The following is a 17,771-nucleotide window of genomic DNA, read 5'->3' on the forward strand; positions in this document are numbered from 1 at the left end:
TCACTCGGCACGCATGCCGGTGTCCTTGACCAGCTTGCCGTAGCGCTCGAACTCATGGCGGTTCATCTCTGCAAAGGCCTCGATGCTCGTGGCCGAGATCTCTCCGCCGAGCGCCTTGATGCGGTCCTGTACGTCGGCCGACCGCAGGCTTTGCGCAAGTTCGGCGTTGAGTCGCTCCACGGCTGCGCGCGGCGTGCCGGCGGTGACGAAAAGGCCGTACCAGGTGTTGACGTCGGCGCCGGTGACGCCGGCCTCAGCGAGCGTCGGGACCTCGGGCAGTTCCGGTGTGCGCTTGGCCGCCGCGACGGCGAGCGGGCGCAACTTGCCGGCCTTGATCTGCTGCATGGCCGAGGAGGTGCTGTCGAACATCATCTCCACCTGCCCACCGATGATGTCGATGTGCGCCTGCGAACTGCCGCGGTACGGCACATGGATGGCCTTGGTGCCGGTGGCCAGTGCGAAGGCTTCGCCGCCCACGTGCTGCGTGCTGCCGATGCCCGAGGACGCGTACTTGAAGGAGCCCGGTTTGGCACGCATCGCGGCGATGAGTTCGCTGACGTTCTGGTAGGGCGAGGTCGCAGGCACGACAAGAACGTTCGGCATCACGGCCACCAAGCCCACGGGTTGCAGGTCCTTGAGTGGGTCGTACTTGAGCTTGAGCAGGTGAGGCGCGACCGCTTGACCCGTGTTGGTGGCCAGGAGCAGCGTGCTGCCATCGCTTGCGGCGCGTGCGGTGAGTTCGGCCGCGATGGTGTTCGACGCACCGGGCCGGTTCTCGACAACGACGGGTTGCTTGAGCGCGGCGCCGAACTTGTCGGCGAGCAGGCGCGCGAGGATGTCGGTGCCGCCGCCGGGGGAGGCGCCGACCATGATGCGAAGGGGCTTGTCCGGATACGCAGTCTGCGCGGAGGCCGTGGGCGGCGCCGCGATCAACAGCAAGGCGGCGAGGGCGCTGACTGCGCGGCACCGCAAGGATTGGAATGGCATGGGGCGTGTCTCCGTTTTTTCTTCGAGGCTGACGGATGCAGCTTAGGGATGTTTGCCATTCCAATCCAATCGATATTCCTGAAGAATTCATATACATCTGTATATGAGCCAACCCTCCATCGATCTTCCGCCCTGGCGCCTGTTGCTGCGCCTGCGCACGCGTCAATGGGTGCTGCTTGCGCTGCTCGACCAGCACCGGCACCTGGGTCGGGCTTCAGCGGCGATGAGCATCAGCCAGCCCGCGGCGACCAAGCTGCTGCAACAGCTCGAGGAGACTTTCGCCGTGCCTCTGTTTACCCGCGTGGCGCGCGGGATGACGCCAACGCCATACGGTGAGGCGCTGGTGCGCCATGCGCGCTGGGTGCTGACCGACTTCGGCGCAGTGTGCGAAGAGATCGAGGCGCTGCGCTCCGGACTCAGTGGCGCGCTGCGTGTTGGAAGCGTGCCCGGTGCGGTGCCGGAGTTGCTGGCGCCGGCGCTCGTGGCCTACCAGCAGAAGCACGAGCGCGTGGCTGTGAGCGTGGTGGTCGATACCAGCGACGTGATGCTGCGCCAGCTGGCGCGCGGTGAGGTCGACCTGATGCTCGGGCGACTCACCGAGGACCACAGTGCCGAGGCCTTCGACTGCGTGTTGCTGCTTGGCGAGCCCCAGGTGGTGGTGGTGCGCAAAGCGCATCCGCTGCTCAAACGCAAGTCGGTGACGCTGCGAGAGCTGGTCGAATGGCCGTGGCTGCTGCAGCCGCCGGGTTCGCCGCAGCGTGGACGCTTCGAGGCGGCGCTGCACGAGGCCGGCATCCAGCAACGTTTGCGGGTCACGGAGACGGCCTCGCCGATCGCGATGACCGCACTCCTGGAACATTCAGACATGGCCGCCGTGATGCCGGCGTCGCAGGCGGCCCACTATGCCAGGCTGGGCGTGCTGAGCGTCCTGCCGATGAAGTTGCCGATACGCGTGCCTCCCATCTACCTGATCACTCGACGCGCGCACAGCCTGTCCCCCGCGGCGGCGGAGTTTGTGGCGCTGTTGCGGCCCGCTTCATAGACGGGCAGTCGAGAGTGCGTGCCTTTTGCTCATGGAAGATTTCTCAACAGGCAACGTCCCGTCACCGCCGCTTCAGGCCCAGGCCCGCGGGAGGCGGAGAGTCGCCATAGTGCCCAATACCCGTTGCCACAAGCCTGAATGAGTGCCGCAGATTTCCTCCTAGCGCCAGAAGTCCAAAAGCTGTTGAAGGTCGTGTTTGCCGAGCCGATGAACAGGTTCTCGGTGGCAGAACTCGCGAAGCGGACCAAACTCAATCCTGAACTGATAGAACAGACCCAGGAGCATCTCCTTCAAAGCGGTATCTTGTCCCGTCACAAGTCGAAGGCCGACGAGCAAGAAGCAGTCAGCGCGAACACCTCGTTCGTCTTCTACAACGAGCTCAGGACGATCGCGCTCAAGTCGTTCGCCGCCGCGGAGCCCATCCGCGCGATGCTGCGTTCAAAGTTCAAGGATTCAGTTCTGCGTGCATTCGTGCTTGGGGAGGACAAGGACGCCACAGTCGAGCTTCTTGTGGTTCACGGGCAGCGGGTGCCGGATGAATCGGAAATGGCCGCGGCGTGCCGGAAGCTGTCGACATCTATCGGCCGGCACCTTGATGTGCACGTGATTTCCAGCACTCGGTACGCGGCCCTCACGGCGCGTGACAACCTCACCTTGAAGCTGGCGGCTCCCTTTGCAATTGAAGTCGTCGCCGAGGGCGATACCAAGGCCAAGGCGCCCATCGAGCGCGGAGGTCTCCTCCAGAGCGCCAGGAGGAAGCTCGCGGCCCTGGGGAGATAGCGACGCTGGAAGCCACGCCGAAGTGGCGCGGGTCACCGGAGCCACCGCGCTGCTCTCGCGTATCTGCCTACTGCTTCGACGCCGCGGCCCCGTCGATGAACGGCGTCACGGCAGCTGACTTCGTCTCATCGATGACGCCACCAGGGTCTGACGTTGACGGCGTCATGAGCTGCTCTGTAACACGGACGCGGCGAACAACAAGCTCGTCAATCTCCAACCGTCGGATTCGAACTCGGCCAACAAAGAGCCGGCCGATAGACAAGGCACCAATCGCCAAAGCACCGACGGCTACGGCGCCAATCGCGATAGAGCCTAGTGCAGCGGTACCGATGGCGTGCGCGCCCGTCGCAGCTGCTGGCAGGGTCCGAGGACGTGCGAACTTTGAGGACATCAGTTTCATTGCAACTCTTGGAGGTAGCGTGGGCCTTGAGGGCGGCGATCAAGTGTCTGCTCCTGGGCCGCATTCTGCCCGACGGGTCTTCAATGCGGCCTTGAGAACAGGCGGTCCCGGCCAGAGGCGGACAATGGCCTCCTGCGAGCAGCCGGAGACTTCAAATGATGCCCACCATCACCGCCTTTGCACGGTCGCCCGATCGCGGCAGGGGGTTGGCACGGGACATGCGCGTTCGCTGGGCGCTCGAAGAGGTGGGCCAGCCTTACGAGGTTCAGCTCGTTTCGTTCGTTGAGATGAAGGAACCCGCACATCGCACGATTCATCCGTTCGGGCAGATCCCGACCTATGAAGAAGGCGATCTCGCCCTGTTCGAGTCAGGGGCGATTGTGTTCCATGTCGCCGAGAGCCACCCTGGCTTGCTGCCGGACGATGCGAACGCAAGGGCGCGCGCGATCACGTGGATGTTTGCTGCGCTGAATACTGTCGAGCCGCCCATCCTTGATCGCGAAATCGCAACGCTGGTCGAGCGCGACAAGATCTGGTACGCGGAGCGTTTATTGATCCTCGAGGATCGCGTCCATGTGCGGCTGGGCCAACTTTCAAGTCGTCTCGGCGACTCAGACTGGCTCGACGCGGCGTTCAGCGCCGGCGACCTCCTGATGGTGACCGTGCTGCGTAGGTTGAGCGGATCGGGTGTCCTGGAGGAGCATCCGAATCTCTGTGCCTATGTCGCCCGTGGCGAGGCGCGGCCAGCCTACAAACGTGCTTTTGAAGATCAACTGTCGGTTTTCACTGCAAGCCATCCGACCGCCTGACAAGGTCCACTTTGGGCTCCGGCCGCCGAGCGGCCATCCGCTACTGCGATGGCGCAGTCCCGCCGAGGGCAAGGGACGGAGCGATGCAGGGTTAGGCGTCGCAATCAGAACCGAGCCCGTCCGTCAAAGCCTCCAGCAGCGCTTGCTCGAGCCAAGCTTGAAACACGTCGGGTGCCCAACCCGACTCGTGCACGAGCTTGTGATAAACCTCGCGACTGGTAAGCATCCACAGCACAGTCGCTGCCGCCTCTTTCGTCAGGCCTTTGCGCGCGCGCTTCGCCGCGAACAGTGCGTCGATCCGCTCGCGCTGCATCTCCCGCCGCAAGGCTTCGAAGGACTGGTTCGTCTTGCGAAGCTCTGGCGAGAACGCCGCCGATTTCATCAGCAGGCCGAGCTCGGCGCTTTCGCCCTCGTAGATCGCTCGCGCCACATGGGCGCTCATCACGATGCGCTGGACTGGGTCGCTCAGCCCTTCGAGCTTCTGGTGGGCTTCCTTGAACCGCGGGCCAAAGATCGCGTCATGCATCAGAGCGTGCAACAGCCCGGCTTTGGATTTCACCACCGCATACACGGTCGGCTCCGACACGCGCGCTCGCTCGGCGATCTGGGCAATGGTGGTCGCGTCGATCCCCTTGCGAGAGAACAGAAACTTCCCCGCGTCCAGGATCCTGGCTCGGGTGCGCTCCGCCGCTTCCGAGCGGGTTTCTGAGCGGTAGGGCCGCTTGTCCTGAGCTTTCATATTGACTATAGTGTGCTACATCCAATATCGACGTATGGGACTCGCGCATGACGTTCGAAGCCTACATGACCAACATCCGGACCAAGACCGGCAAGGAGCCGAAGGACTTCTTCGAGCAAGCCGTTCAAGCGGGGATCCTGCGCCCGGACACCAAGACGATGGAGTTCGTCGCCTGGCTCAAGAACAGCTCGGGGCTTGGCCACGGGCATGCCATGGCGGTTTGGGAGGCGTTCAAGCGCAATGGATGGGTCCCCTTGTCCGAAGCACCCGCGGCGTCTGCCAAGAGGGGCAGGCCATGAACTGGATGCGACGCATCGGCGTCGGCCTCTCGGGCCTTGCCACGCTGTTCTTTATCTTGGACGCCACGGGCAAGCTGCTCAAGATGGAGCCGGTGTTGCGAAGCACCCAAGAGCTCGGCTGGCCGGTAAGCGCGGTCGTGCCACTTGGTGTGCTGCTGCTGTTGGGCGCCGTGCTGTACGCCGTGCCGCGCACGAGTGTGCTCGGCGCGATCTATCTGACCGGGTTCCTGGGCGGCGCGGTGGCGACCCATTACCGCGTCGGGTCGCCCTTGGCCACGCACGTGCTGTTCGGGGTCTACGTCGGGCTCGTGATGTGGGCGGGCCTGGCGTTGCGCTATCCGACCTTTTTCAAGGCCGCTTTTTCCAGGCCGGGCATGCAGGCTATCTGATCAGGTAGTACGCGGAGAACTCTCCCGTGCCGTGTGTGCACCGCTGGAAGCCCGCTCGGAGAAGCCAACCCTCGAACCGCGGGCTCGCAATGTTTTCGATGTAGAGAACGCGCGCTTCCAAGCCATGCTTGCCGGCAAGGAAGCGCTCGACGAATCGAGTGAGGTAGCCTTGGCCTCGAAGGTCTTCAGATACCAAGAGGGTTGCGAGGCACAACGCAGGTTCGCCAGGCGTCGAGGGCTTGAACCACGAGTAGCCTGTGTAGGCTTGAAGTGCCGGGCTGGCGTACCAGCGCGTGATGACATGCCGCATTCGAGGAATGTCCGCTTCAAACTGAGCAAGCCAAGCGTAGAAGAGGTCCAACTCGGCCTCAACGCTGGTGGTGCAGTTCATGCGTCATCGTATGGGCGCCGACTCGCAAATTGTGCGGTGCAAAGGACAGAAGCGGCAATCGCATCGAAGAAGCGAGAACTTTCTCCTGCATTAAATAGTCTTCGCAGTTTCATTCCCACGTGACCAACTCGCGCGAGAAGCAAGCCCTGATGCGCGACAACTTCAAGGAGTACGGGTTGACAACGACATCATTGCAGCCCGTTGGACGACCCCGATCGCGGCGCCTGAGCGCCGGGGTCGTCGACGAGTTGAGCAGGCGGATGCGCATCGGCCCTCTGCGCGCGGGCGACCAGTTGCCGACCGAGGCCGCGATCAGGGAAGAGTTCGGGGTCAGCCGCACGGTGGTCAGGGAGGCGCTTTCGAAGTTGCAGGCGGCGGGCATAGTCCGGACGCGGCAGGGCGTCGGCACTTTCGTGGTGGGCGCCTCGCGGGCCAAGCCGTTCCAGGTCGACAGCAGTCCGGACGACAGCCTCGCGCAGGCGCTCGCGCTGATCGAATTGCGCATCGGCCTGGAGTCCGAGGCGGCCGCGCTGGCAGCGCAACGCCGCACCCCCGGCGACCTGGACGCCCTGAAGGGCGCTCTTCACGCGTTCAATGCCGCGATGGATCAGGGCATGGACACCGCCGTCCCCGACTTCCAGTTCCACCTCGAGATCGCGCGCGCGTCGCACAGCCCGCATTTCGCCGCGGTGCTGGAGGCGCTGGGGCCCACCTGCGTACCGACTGCTTTCCTGGAAGCTGCCGCGGGTGAAGAACTGAGCGCTGCGTGGGCGAGCCAGGTCCGGCATGAGCATCGAAGCATCTTCGACGCCATCGCGCAGCACGACGTGGAGGCGGCGCGCGCCGCCATGCGAACCCATCTGGTGAACGGACGAGAGAGACGGCGCGCCTGCGAACGGCCGCGGGGGGTCTTGCCGCCCTAGGTGGCCGACGATTGCCGCTCGATCATGCGGAACCCGACATCGACGACGGGTTGCGCGACCGATTCACCCCGGCAGCGGGCAACGATCAATCGCGCGGCAAGCCGGCCGATCTCGGCGCCATCCACGTGCACGGTGGAGATCGAAGGGACCGTGTGCGCGCCGAAATCCGCATTGCCGAAGCCGCAGATCGCCAGATCCTGCGGAACACGCAGGCCGCGTGCGAGCGCTTCCACCATCACGCCTTGCGCCAACTGGTCCGAGCTGCAGCAGACCGCTTCGAGCCGCGGTTCCTTTTCCAGCAGTTCCGCGAGCGCACGGCGGCCCAGTGCCAGGCTGCTCGGTGCCGGAACGACGGCCGTCGGTACCTCGCGGCCGAGCGTGGTCTGGAATCCATCGCGCCGCATGCGGGCACGATGGTCGTCACCGGTCGCGATGCCGATGTGCTTCCAGCCCTTGCTCAGAAAGTAGCCGCCCACCGCGCCGCCAACCTTGACGTGAGAGAAGCCCACCAGCATGTCGACGGGCCGATCGCTGAGGTCCCATGTCTCGACGACCGGAATGCCCGAGCGACGCAGCCGGTCCCTGGCCTTCTGCGACTGCACCAGGCCGGTCATGACGATGCCATCGGGCTGCCGGCCGATCATCGTGTTGAGCACCGATTCTTCCTGACCGGCGTCGTAGGAGGTTTGTCCGAGGATCAGCTGATAGCCCGCCGAAGCCAGCTCGGTCGTCAGTGCCTGCACGGTCGGCAGGAACTGGGCCACCGACAGCGCCGGCACGATGCCGCCCACCATCAGGCTGCGCTTGGACTTGAGGCCGCCGGCGAGCAGGTTCGGGATGTAGCCAGTCGACTCGACCGCCGCCTGCACCTTCTCGATGGTCTTTTTCGAGACCACGCCCGGATTGCTCAGCGCACGCGATGCGGTGATCAGCGACACACCCGCGGCCTTGGCCACGTCATGGAGCGTGGCGGCCTTGAAGGGAGATACGGCATTCATTCGATTCGGGCTGTCCGGCGGGGTCGCCTGGGTGGGAGGTGGCAAGGATGACAACGTTAGCAGAAGCCGACTGTCGGTGCCAGATTGCGCGCAAGGACAACGACGGGGAGGGGAGTTCGAGTGGGAAACGGGCCGTTGACTCGAGCGCAGCGGCGCGGGAAAACCCTGACAAGAAGTCGATTGACCGTCCTAAATGACAACGATATCATTTCTTCCGCTTCGACACTTCTTGCAGCGGCAGCACGACAGGGACTTGAAGGCGGCTCACCATGGCGCCGGGCCTCCGAAAACAAAGCCGCGAATGACAACGTTACCAACCATACTGGAGTCACCATGCAGATCGCACATTTCCCGCGTCGCCGAATCCTTCAATGGGCCGGACTCAGTGCCGTGGCCATGGCCGTGGCCGGCGTGTCGATGCCAAGCCGCGCGGCCGATGCGCCCGCCGATGCATTTGCCGGCAAGACGATCAAGATCATCGTTCCGTTCACCGCGGGCGGCTCCTCGGACATCATTGCCCGCGCCATCTCGACGCCGCTCGCCGAGGCGCTCAAGGCCACGGTCGTCGTCGACAACAAGGTGGGCGCAAACGGCAACATCGGCGCGGACTTCGTCGCGAAGTCGGCGCCCAACGGTCTCACGCTGCTGATGTGCGACGTGCGCGCGCTGGCCATCAGCCCGTCGCTGTACACGCAGCTGCCGTTCGATCCTTCGAAGAACCTGCAGCCGGTGGCGATGCTGGCCTACTCGCCGCACCTGCTGGTCGTCCATCCTTCCGTTGCGGCGAACACGCTGCCTGAACTGGTCGAACTTTCGAAGAAGAAGCCCCTTTCCTTTGCGGTCACGGCCTTGGCCAGCGCTCCGCATCTCGCCGGCATCCAGCTGCAGGAGAAGACCGGCGCCAAGTGGGAGTACATCCCCTACAAGGGCGGCTCGCAGGCGATCAACGACACCATCGCCGGGCAGGCCGAAGTCCTCATGAACGGCATGCTGGCGACGCTGCCCTTCGTGCAATCCAAGCGGCTCAAGATCATCGCGGTCTCGTCGCCCAAGCCGATGGCGCAACTCCCGGGCGTCCCGACCATCGGCGACACCGTCAAGGGCTTCGAGTCGGGCACCTGGCAAGGGGTGATGGCGCCTGCGGGCTTGCCGGCGCCACAGCTCGAACGGCTCTCGGCCGAACTGCTTCGCATCATCCATCTGCCGGCCGTGCGCGAGCAGTTGATCGCGCAGGGCGCCGACATCTCCACGATGCCGCCGGCCGAAATGTCCAGCTTCTTCGAGAAAGAGCGCAAGGGCTGGGCGGCCGTCGTCGCCAAGGCCGGACTGAAGCTCGACTGACATCCAGAGTCACATCCACATCCCCACAGAGAGACAACGCATGAAGAAATACCTGACCCTGATCGCACTGGGCCTCGCCGCCTTTGCTTGCAACGCACAGAACTGGCCCGAGAAGACCGTGACCCTCGTCGTGCCGTTCCCGCCGGGCGGCTCGACCGACCAGGTGGCGCGCGCCATCGCGCCGCGGCTCACCGACAAGTTCAAGCAATCCTTCCTCGTCGACAACAAGGCCGGGGCCACCGGCACCATCGGTGCGACCTTCGTCAAGCGCGCGGCGCCCGATGGCGCGACCTTTCTCGTCACCTCGCTCGGTCCGCTCGTCATCGTTCCGCATCTGGTCAAGGGCCTCCAGTACGACGCGCTGAAGGACTTCGACCTGATCACCGTGGCGGTGGCTTCGCCCAATGTGCTGGTGGTGCCCGCGAACTCGCCGCACAAGAGCGTGGCGGACGTCATCGCGTACCAGAAGGCCAATCCCGGCAAGATGACTTTCGCCTCGGCCGGCAACGGCTCCAGCGACCACCTGACGGCCGAACTGTTCTGGCAGCAGACCGGCACCATGGGCATCCACGTTCCCTACAAGGGCGGATCGCCGGCGCATACCGACCTGATGGGCGGCCAGGTGAACGCGTCCTTCCAGAACATCAACTCGGTGGTGCAGTACATCAAGGGCGGCAAGATGCGCGCGTTGGCCGTCACCAGCCCGAAGCGCTCGCCCGTCCTGCCGGACGTGCCGACGCTGGCGGAAGCCGGCGTCAAGAACGTCGAGGTGGCTTCGTGGCAGGCCATCGTGGCGCCCAAGGGCCTGTCTCCCGCCGTGCGGGACAAGGCGCACGCCGCCTTCGTCGAGGCCCTCAACGATCCGAAGGTCAAGGACCAGTTCACCTCGATCGGTTTCGAGATGGTCGCCAATTCCCCGGCGCAGTTCGCCGAGTTCCAGCAGAAGGAGTACGCACGCTGGAAGAACGTGATCGAGACCGGAAAGATCACGATCGACTGACCGGGCGCCACACGAATCTCCTGAAAGCCAACTGACCATGACCACCACCCCTCCGTCCCCGGCCGGCGACAGCATCGCCTGGATCCGCGTCTCTTCGTGCTACCTGCCGCTGGCCAACCCGATCAGCGACGCGAAGGTGCTGACCGGCCGTCAGAAGCCGATGACCGAGATCGCGATGCTGTTCGCCGAAATCGAGACCAGGGACGGCCACCGGGGTCTGGGTTTCAGCTATTCCAAGCGAGCCGGCGGTCCTGGCCAGTTCGCCCACGCCAAGGAGATTGCTCCGGCGCTGATCGGCGAAGACCCGAGCGACATCTCGAAGCTGTGGACCAAGCTGTGCTGGGCCGGCGCGTCCGTCGGGCGCAGCGGCATGGCGGTCCAGGCGATCGGCGCGTTCGACGTCGCGCTCTATGACCTGAAGGCCCGGCGCGCCGGCCTCTCGCTGTCCAAGCTGCTGGGCTCCCAGCGGGATTCGGTCCAGTGCTACAACACCTCGGGCGGCTTCCTGCACACGCCGCTCGACCAACTGCTGGTCAACGCCGCGGCATCGCGCGAGCGCGGCATCGGCGGCATCAAGCTCAAGGTCGGCCAGCCCGACCGCGCGCTCGACATCCGGCGCGTCGAAGCGGTTCGCAAGCACCTGGGCGACGACATGCCCCTCATGGTCGACGCCAACCAGCAGTGGGATCGTCCGACCGCGCAGCGCATGTGCCGCATCTTCGAGCAATTCAACCTGATCTGGATCGAAGAGCCGCTGGACGCCTACGACTTCGAAGGCCACGCGGCGCTCGCGTCGCAGTTCGACACGCCGATCGCCACCGGCGAGATGCTGACCAGCGCGGCCGAACACGGCGAGCTGATCCGCCACCGCGCCGCCGACTACCTGATGCCCGACGCGCCCCGCGTCGGGGGCATCACGCCGTTCCTGAAGATCGCCGCCCAGGCCGAGCAGGCGGGCCTGAGCCTCGGCCCGCACTTCGCCATGGAACTGCACGTGCACCTCGGCGCCGTCTACCAGACCGAACCGTGGGTGGAGCATTTCGACTGGCTCGAGCCGCTGTTCAACGAGCGCCTCGAAATCAGGAACGGCCGGATGCTGGTGCCGACGCGGCCCGGCCTCGGCCTCAGCCTCAGCGAGCAAGCCAGAGGCTGGACGCGCGAAGAAGTCGAAGTGGGCCAGCGCGCCTGAGCCGGCATGTCTGAAGTGCCCGTGATGACTGAAACCCGCTCTCTCTCGCCGCTGTGCATCAGCATGGACGACCGCGACAACGTCGCGATCGTCGCCAATGACGGCGGGCTGCCGGCCGGCACCGTGTTCCCCTCGGGCCTGACGCTGGTGGACAAGGTTCCCCAGGCGCACAAGGTCGCGCTGGTGGACATCCCCGAAGGCGGCGAGGTCCGTCGCTACAACGTCGTGATCGGCTATGCGCTCAAGGCGATCGCCGCCGGCAGCTGGGTGCACGAGCGGCTGCTCAAGATGCCCGCGGCGCGCGAACTCACCGGCCTGCCGATCGCCACGGTCAAGCCCGAGCCGCAGCCCCCCCTGGAGGGCTACACCTTCGAGGGCTACCGCAACCCGGACGGCTCGGTCGGCTCGCGCAACATCCTGGCGATCACGCAGACCGTGCAGTGCGTGGCCGGGGTGACGGAGTTTGCCGTCCAGCGCATCAAGTCCGAGCTGCTGCCGAAGTACCCCCACGTCGACGATGTCGTGGCGCTCGAACACGGCTACGGCTGCGGCGTGGCCATCGATGCGCCGGACGCCATCATCCCGATCCGCACGCTGCGCAACATCAGCCTGAACCCCAACTTTGGCGGCGAGGTGATGGTGGTGAGCCTGGGCTGCGAGAAGCTCCAGCCCGAGCGCCTGATGCCGCCCGGCACCATCCCGCTGATCGACGAGCGCAACGTGGCCGACGTCGGCGACAACGCGGAGAGCCAGCTCGACGTCGTGTGCCTGCAGGACGACGCGCACGTCGGCTTCATGTCGATGGTCGATTCGATCATGCGGCAGGCCGAAGAGCATCTGGAGCGCCTGAACGCCCGCCGTCGCGAGACCGTGCCCGCGAGCGAACTCGTGGTCGGCGTGCAGTGCGGCGGCAGCGACGCCTTCTCGGGCGTCACGGCCAATCCGGCGGTGGGCTTCTGCACCGACCTGCTGGTGCGTGCCGGTGCGACCGTGATGTTCTCGGAAGTCACCGAAGTGCGCGACGGCATCGACCAGTTGACCTCGCGCGCCACCACGCCCGAGGTGGCCGAGGCGATGATCCGCGAGATGGCCTGGTATGACGCCTACCTGGACAAGGGGCGGGTCGACCGCAGCGCCAACACCACGCCCGGCAACAAGAAGGGCGGGCTGTCCAACATCGTCGAGAAGGCGATGGGCTCGATCGTGAAGTCGGGCAAGTCACCGATCTCGGGCGTGATCGCGCCCGGCGAGAAGGTCCGGCAGAAGGGCCTGATCTACGCGGCGACGCCGGCCAGCGATTTCATCTGCGGCACGCTGCAGCTGGCTGCGGGCATCAACCTGCACGTGTTCACCACCGGCCGGGGCACGCCCTACGGGCTGGCCGAGGTGCCGGTGATCAAGGTCGCCACGCGCAGCGACCTGGCCCGCCGCTGGCACGACCTGATGGACATCAACGCCGGGACGATCGCCACGGGCGAGAAGACCATTGCCGATGTTGGCTGGGAGATGTTCCATCTGATGCTCGACGTCGCGAGCGGGCGGAAGAAGACCTGGGCCGAGCACTGGAAGCTGCACAACGCGCTGGTGCTGTTCAACCCCGCCCCCGTGACCTGAGCCCGAAGGGCTCGCACGCCATTCCATCCACCCCGTGTCCCCGACCAGAGAGAACCCCCTGTGAATCCGCAAGAACTCAAGACCATCATGGGCTCCGGCCTGCTTTCGTTTCCGCTGACCGACTTCGACAGCAACGGCGACTTCCACAAGAAGGGCTACGAGAAGCGCCTGGAATGGCTGGCGCCGTACGGCGCCTCGGCGCTGTTCGCCGCCGGCGGCACGGGCGAGTTCTTCTCGCTGACGGGTGACGAGTATCCCGGCATCATCCAAACCGCCGTCGACACCTGCCGCGGCGTGGTGCCGATCATCGCTGGAGCAGGTGGCCCGACACGATTCGCGATCCAGTGCGCACAGGCCGCCGAGAAGGCCGGCGCGCACGGCATCCTGCTGTTGCCCCACTACCTGACCGAGGCGGGCCAGGAAGGTCTGGCCGCGCACGTCGACGCGGTGTGCAAGAGCGTCGACTTCGGCGTCGTCGTCTACAACCGCGGTGGCGCCACGCGCTTCAAGCCGGACACGCTGGCTGCCCTGGCCGATCGCAACTCGAACCTCGTCGGCTTCAAGGACGGGGTGGGCGACATCGAGGCCATGGTCGCGGTCTACCAGAGGATGGGCGATCGCTTCGCCTACCTCGGCGGCCTGCCGACCGCCGAGGTCTATGCCGCCGCCTACAAGGCCATGGGCACGCCGGTGTATTCGTCGGCCGTCTTCAACTTCATCCCGAAGACCGCGATGGATTTCTATCGCGCGGTCGCCGCCGACGACCTGAAGACGCAGCACCGGCTGCTGAAGGACTTCTTCATGCCGTACCTGGAGATCCGCAACCGCATGCAGGGCTACGCCGTGAGCATCGTCAAGGCCGGCGCAAAGATTGTCGGTCACGATGCAGGCCCGGTTCGCGCTCCACTGACCGACCTGAAGCCGGACGAGATGGAGGCGCTGAAGCTGCTGATCGACCAGTTGGGCCCCCAGGGCCTCTGAAAGCGGTCGCAGGCAGCAACACGGACTGTTTGCCCGTGTTGCAACCAACGACATGCTGGCTGTCTAATGCCGGACGATTCAGAAGAGCGGGTCTCGAAGTCCCAGGTTGATTCGAGCGCCCCGCCGTCCTCATTCATCCGGAAGCGCTTCTCATGATCCACACTCGCAAGCATGGCGTACATCTCATCCTCGCGGGCGCGACGCTCGCTGCCACGCTCACCGCGCAGGATGCGCTGGCCCAGGCACGCTTGGAACAGGTGACAGACGACAGCTGGCGCTTTTCCGCGGGGCTCGGAGTCTTCAGTCGCCCCAAGTATCCCGGCAGCGGCGATACCCAGGTCGTGGCGGTGCCCCTTGTCACCGCCAACTTCGGCCGCTATTTCATAGGGGGCACTCCGGGGGCCGGTTTCCCGTTTGGAGTGGGCTTCAATCTCATTCAGGACGACAACTGGCGCTTCGGCGTGGCTTTGGGTGGAGAACTCACCAAGCCGCGGAAGGCGACGGATGCGCCGATCCTCAATGGCTGGGGCGACATTTCTGAGACGGCGCTGGGCAGCGTGTTCGCTGCCTACTCCCTCGATTGGCTGACCGTTCGCGGTTTTCTCGTTTCCGACATCGGGGGCAACGATCAAGGTACGCGTTTCGCACTCGACCTCGAAGGAAAATACCAGCTCAGTGAAAGGCTCACCTTGTCTGCTGGACCCGGCCTCACTTGGGCGAACGGCAAGTACACCCAGACCTTCTTTGGAATCAGCGCGAGACAGAGCCTCATTGCCGGAATTCCCCCGTACTCGGCGGGAAGCGGCCTCAACACCGTCCGCTTCTCCGTCGGCGCCCAGTACCAGCTGAGTCCACAGTGGAGTCTTGGCGCAAGCGTCACGGCCGCTTGGTTGCAAGGCGACGCCGAGAACAGTCCGATCACGGAGGACAAGTCGCAGAATACTTACGGCATCTTCGCCTCGTACCGATTTTGACGATGCGAGCGCGGGCGATCTCGAGCGCTGGAGTACTTCGGTGAACGGCTTGACTCGGCGACGCTTAGCGGAGCCACGGAGTGACCTCTGGATTGCCTGCGCCACCAGCCAGCCGTCGATCTCATGGCGGCCGTCCGCATCGTGACCGGGGTCGGCGGCAGGACATCCTGCGCATGATCGTGGGCGGCGAATCGCTGACCACCACCGCCGAGCGACTGGCGATCAACGTCAAGACCGTGAGCACCTGCCGGCGGCGCATCCTCGAGAGGATGGGGCTGGCCTCGAACGCCCCGCGGGTCCAGTACGCCATCCACCATCGGCTGGTGGACTGAGCGTTTCCCCCGTCATCGATATCTGACAGGCGACGCCCGGGTCGCTGACTTGTGGCGCTGCGGGCGGCCCCCTAGCATCACCTCGGCCTGGCTTGGTGAGGGCAAAACGGCCTTCCCGGGATCAGAAAAACAATCGAGGAGACCCAAATGAGTTCATGGAAGCAGATCGCGGCCTGCACGGCCGGCGCGATCGTGATCGCCGCGTGCGGCGGCGGCGGCAACGGCACCCCGTTCATTCCGCCATCCAACCCGCCATCGTCCAATCCACCGCCTTCTGACCCGCCACCGGCGTCGTCGAAGATTTCACTCAAGGTGCTATCCAGCAAGCCGGAGTACGTGTCGGGCGGGGACGCGCGCATTGCCGTACTGGCGCCTCAGGATGACCATGCCCAGATCGAGTTGTGGCTCAACGACACCAAGATCGAGCCCGCGCTTGCCTCGAGCGCCGACCGGCTGGAAGGCCTGGTAGCCGGCCTCGCGGTCGGCCCCAACAAGCTGGAAGTGCGTCATAAGGTGCGCGGCAAGCTCGACACGCTGACGCTGACCAACCATCCGATCACGGGCCCGATGTTTGCAGGCGCCAAGCAGGAGCCCTTCGTCTGCTCGGTGGTCAGCGAGCTCGGGAAGGAGCCGCTCGTCGACACCGCCGACACCAAGTATTTCGCGGTCAAGGACGGCGCCGGCGGCACCGTCGGCTACAGCCGCGATTGCTCGATCGACTCCTATGTGAAGTACTACTACCTGCCAGTCGGCGGCACCAGCCACAAGAACTACCTGCCGATGCCGGCCGACGGCTCGCGTCCTTCCAACATCGCCAAGACCACGCTCATGGACGGACGTGAAGTCGACTTCATCGTGCGCTGGGAACGCGGCACGATCAACCGCTTCATCTACCAGTACGTGATGCTTGCGCCCTTCGGCGAAGACCCGACCAAGCCAGACCTGAGCCTGTGGAACAAGCGGCTGGTCTACGTCTTCCAGGGAGGCGTCGGCTTCGGCCACTACCAGGGCGGCCCGGACACGCGCGTCGGCGCGATCGAGCAGATCGGCAAAGGCTATGCCGCGATCCACTCCACCGGCACACGCACCGGCGAGCACTACGACATGATCCTCGGCGGTGAGACCGCGCTGATGACCAAGGAAGGCTTCATCAAGCGCTACGGCGTACCCACGTACACCGTAGGACTCGGCGGCTCGGGCGGCGGCATTCAACAGTACCTGTACCCGCAGAACCACCCCGGCCTGCTCGACGCGGCGATCCCGCAGCAGGCCTATCCCGACATGGTGGGACAGATTCCGCACGTGGGCGATTGCGAGCTGCTCGAGTACTACATGGATGTGACCGACCGCGCCAATGGCAAGTGGACCAGCTCCATCAAGAACCGCAGCTGGCTGGTGGGCATGAACGGCGAAGAGACGGTCGCCAATCCGTTCCTCGGGCTCCAACCCTACCTGCCGAACGTGAAGATGGCCACCGGTTCCACCGAATGCCGCAAGGCCTGGATGGGGCTGACGGCCGGCGCCATGAACCCGACCTTCGATGCCGACGGCATCATGGCCAGGGGTGCGGCACGGATGAACATGGCGGCCTTCGGCCCCATCGCGTTCAGCCACTACGACGACGTGCGCAACACCTACGGGATCGCTGCCGATGGCTACGCGCGCTCCAACTGGGACAACGTGGGCGTGCAATACGGCCTGCAGTCGATGAAGGAAGGAAAGATCTCCAGCGCCGAGTTCCTCGACCTGAACTTCAAGGTCGGCGGCTGGAAGCGGGCGAGCGAAATGGTGCCCGAAGGCTTCCCCTTCAACGGGACCGGCGCAGCCGAACAGCAGAAGGCTGCCACGATCGCGGGGTACTTCGATCCATGGGGTGCGCGGAACATGAATCAATGGAACCCGGCCGCGCCCAATGTTCCCGCTCCACGCACGCACGGCGACATGGAAGGCATCAAGGCGACCTTGCGCTCGGGCCTGATCTTCACCGGGCAGTCGGACATCCCGACCATCGACTGGCGCCCGTACCTGGAGCACAAGCTCGACATGCACAACGTGCACCAGTCCTTTGCTATCCGGAAGCGCATCCGCAACAAGATGGGCAACTCCGACCACCAGGTCGTCTGGTTCACCGAGACGCGCGGAGCCGCAACGCCCTTCGACCAGTCGCCGATGGCGTTCGAAGTGATCGACGAGTGGATCGCCAAGATCCGCGCCAATCCAAGCCGCAGTGTGGCCGACAACCGGCCCGAGCGCGCAAGGGACAGTTGCTTCGATAACGCCGGAACGCTGATGGCCAGGGGCGCGGAGGTTTGGGACGGCGTGCTCGATGCCAAGCCCAAAGGCGCCTGCACCCAGGCCTTCCCGATGTACAGCACCTCGCGCATCGTCGCCGGGGGGCCCATCGAAGGCGGCATCTTCAAGTGCGCGCTGAAGCCGCTGGACACGGCACTGGCCGATGGCACCTACGGCTCTTGGGTGCCGTCCCCGGCGGACATCCAGAAGCTCCAGGCCATCTTCCCCGAAGGTGTCTGCGACTACAGCAAGCCCGGTCAAGGCACCCCTTGATCCTTTGCCGGATTCCTG

The 17,771-nt window shown here is 65.0% G+C and carries 19 protein-coding genes; 14 read left to right on the forward strand and 5 right to left on the reverse strand.

Going from position 1 to position 17,771, the window contains the following annotated elements; translation table 11 throughout:
• The gene (locus QTI04_RS02025; protein ID WP_286613991.1) at window positions 1–987 is read right to left on the reverse strand and encodes a tripartite tricarboxylate transporter substrate binding protein; all 987 of its coding nucleotides are present in this window, start codon (window positions 985–987) and stop codon (window positions 1–3) included.
• Between the two features lie 103 nt (window positions 988–1,090).
• Here QTI04_RS02025 and QTI04_RS02030 point away from each other — a divergent pair, with 103 nt between their 5' ends.
• Window positions 1,091–2,029, forward strand: a complete 939-nt coding sequence (locus QTI04_RS02030; protein ID WP_286613992.1) for a LysR family transcriptional regulator — start codon at window positions 1,091–1,093, stop codon at window positions 2,027–2,029.
• Between the two features lie 138 nt (window positions 2,030–2,167).
• Entirely contained in the window at window positions 2,168–2,809 is a 642-nt protein-coding gene (locus QTI04_RS02035) for a hypothetical protein (RefSeq protein WP_286613993.1), read from the forward strand.
• Between the two features lie 67 nt (window positions 2,810–2,876).
• Here QTI04_RS02035 and QTI04_RS02040 read toward each other — a convergent pair whose 3' ends face one another.
• On the reverse strand, window positions 2,877–3,209 hold the full coding sequence (locus QTI04_RS02040) for a hypothetical protein (RefSeq protein WP_286613994.1): 333 nt from the start codon (window positions 3,207–3,209) through the stop codon (window positions 2,877–2,879).
• 155 nt (window positions 3,210–3,364) lie between these two features.
• On the opposite strand from QTI04_RS02040, the gene QTI04_RS02045 reads away from it, so the two are divergent.
• Window positions 3,365–4,018 carry a glutathione S-transferase family protein gene (locus QTI04_RS02045; RefSeq protein ID WP_286613995.1) on the forward strand — a complete coding sequence of 218 codons (654 nt, stop codon included), beginning with the start codon at window positions 3,365–3,367 and terminating at the stop codon, window positions 4,016–4,018.
• Between the two features lie 91 nt (window positions 4,019–4,109).
• On the opposite strand, the gene QTI04_RS02050 is transcribed toward QTI04_RS02045, so the two are convergent.
• On the reverse strand, window positions 4,110–4,757 hold the full coding sequence (locus QTI04_RS02050; RefSeq protein ID WP_286613996.1) for a TetR/AcrR family transcriptional regulator: 648 nt from the start codon (window positions 4,755–4,757) through the stop codon (window positions 4,110–4,112).
• A 47-nt stretch (window positions 4,758–4,804) separates the two neighbouring features.
• On the opposite strand from QTI04_RS02050, the gene QTI04_RS02055 reads away from it, so the two are divergent.
• On the forward strand, window positions 4,805–5,056 hold the full coding sequence (locus QTI04_RS02055) for a DUF4287 domain-containing protein (protein WP_286613997.1): 252 nt from the start codon (window positions 4,805–4,807) through the stop codon (window positions 5,054–5,056).
• The gene (locus tag QTI04_RS02060) at window positions 5,053–5,445 is read left to right on the forward strand and encodes a DoxX family protein (RefSeq protein ID WP_286613998.1); all 393 of its coding nucleotides are present in this window, start codon (window positions 5,053–5,055) and stop codon (window positions 5,443–5,445) included. The genes QTI04_RS02055 and QTI04_RS02060 overlap by 4 nt, the downstream gene beginning before the upstream one ends.
• On the opposite strand, the gene QTI04_RS02065 is transcribed toward QTI04_RS02060, so the two are convergent.
• Window positions 5,438–5,836, reverse strand: coding sequence for a hypothetical protein (locus QTI04_RS02065; RefSeq protein ID WP_286613999.1), 399 nt, complete (start codon window positions 5,834–5,836; stop codon window positions 5,438–5,440). The two genes, QTI04_RS02060 and QTI04_RS02065, sit on opposite strands and share 8 nt — an antisense overlap.
• Window positions 5,837–5,985: 149 nt before the next feature.
• On the opposite strand from QTI04_RS02065, the gene QTI04_RS02070 reads away from it, so the two are divergent.
• Window positions 5,986–6,759 carry a FadR/GntR family transcriptional regulator gene (locus QTI04_RS02070; protein WP_286614000.1) on the forward strand — a complete coding sequence of 258 codons (774 nt, stop codon included), beginning with the start codon at window positions 5,986–5,988 and terminating at the stop codon, window positions 6,757–6,759.
• Here the strand turns inward: QTI04_RS02070 and QTI04_RS02075 are convergent.
• Window positions 6,756–7,757: a LacI family DNA-binding transcriptional regulator gene (locus tag QTI04_RS02075; protein ID WP_286604584.1), complete on the reverse strand. Its 1,002-nt coding sequence runs from the start codon at window positions 7,755–7,757 to the stop codon at window positions 6,756–6,758. The genes QTI04_RS02070 and QTI04_RS02075 overlap by 4 nt on opposite strands.
• 417 nt (window positions 7,758–8,174) lie before the next feature.
• On the opposite strand from QTI04_RS02075, the gene QTI04_RS02080 reads away from it, so the two are divergent.
• The 8 genes from QTI04_RS02080 to QTI04_RS02115 all read left to right on the forward strand — a co-directional run bounded on the left by QTI04_RS02080 (window position 8,175) and on the right by QTI04_RS02115 (window position 17,753).
• On the forward strand, window positions 8,175–9,098 hold the full coding sequence (locus QTI04_RS02080) for a tripartite tricarboxylate transporter substrate binding protein (protein ID WP_286614148.1): 924 nt from the start codon (window positions 8,175–8,177) through the stop codon (window positions 9,096–9,098).
• A 40-nt stretch (window positions 9,099–9,138) separates the two neighbouring features.
• A complete protein-coding gene (locus QTI04_RS02085; protein WP_286604580.1) occupies window positions 9,139–10,098 on the forward strand; it encodes a tripartite tricarboxylate transporter substrate binding protein in 960 nt (319 codons plus the stop codon).
• A 37-nt stretch (window positions 10,099–10,135) separates the two neighbouring features.
• The gene (locus QTI04_RS02090; protein ID WP_286614001.1) at window positions 10,136–11,287 is read left to right on the forward strand and encodes a mandelate racemase/muconate lactonizing enzyme family protein; all 1,152 of its coding nucleotides are present in this window, start codon (window positions 10,136–10,138) and stop codon (window positions 11,285–11,287) included.
• Window positions 11,288–11,311: 24 nt separating this feature from the next.
• Entirely contained in the window at window positions 11,312–12,901 is a 1,590-nt protein-coding gene (gene garD, locus QTI04_RS02095) for a galactarate dehydratase (RefSeq protein ID WP_286614002.1), read from the forward strand.
• Window positions 12,902–12,961: 60 nt separating this feature from the next.
• Complete coding sequence (gene kdgD, locus QTI04_RS02100; RefSeq protein ID WP_286614003.1) at window positions 12,962–13,882, forward strand: 5-dehydro-4-deoxyglucarate dehydratase; 921 nt, start codon at window positions 12,962–12,964, stop codon at window positions 13,880–13,882.
• A gap of 152 nt (window positions 13,883–14,034) precedes the next feature.
• Complete coding sequence (locus tag QTI04_RS02105; protein ID WP_286604574.1) at window positions 14,035–14,856, forward strand: MipA/OmpV family protein; 822 nt, start codon at window positions 14,035–14,037, stop codon at window positions 14,854–14,856.
• Between the two features lie 80 nt (window positions 14,857–14,936).
• Window positions 14,937–15,188 (forward strand): LuxR C-terminal-related transcriptional regulator, encoded by a 252-nt coding sequence (locus QTI04_RS02110; protein ID WP_286614004.1) that lies wholly within the window; start codon window positions 14,937–14,939, stop codon window positions 15,186–15,188.
• 147 nt (window positions 15,189–15,335) lie between these two features.
• Window positions 15,336–17,753, forward strand: a complete 2,418-nt coding sequence (locus QTI04_RS02115; RefSeq protein WP_286614005.1) for a DUF6351 family protein — start codon at window positions 15,336–15,338, stop codon at window positions 17,751–17,753.
• The last annotated feature ends 18 nt before the right edge of the window (window positions 17,754–17,771 follow it).

Origin of the sequence: Variovorax sp. J22R115 (assembly GCF_030317005.1) — a bacterium.
In the GTDB taxonomy this organism is placed as follows: Bacteria; Pseudomonadota; Gammaproteobacteria; order Burkholderiales; family Burkholderiaceae_C; genus Variovorax.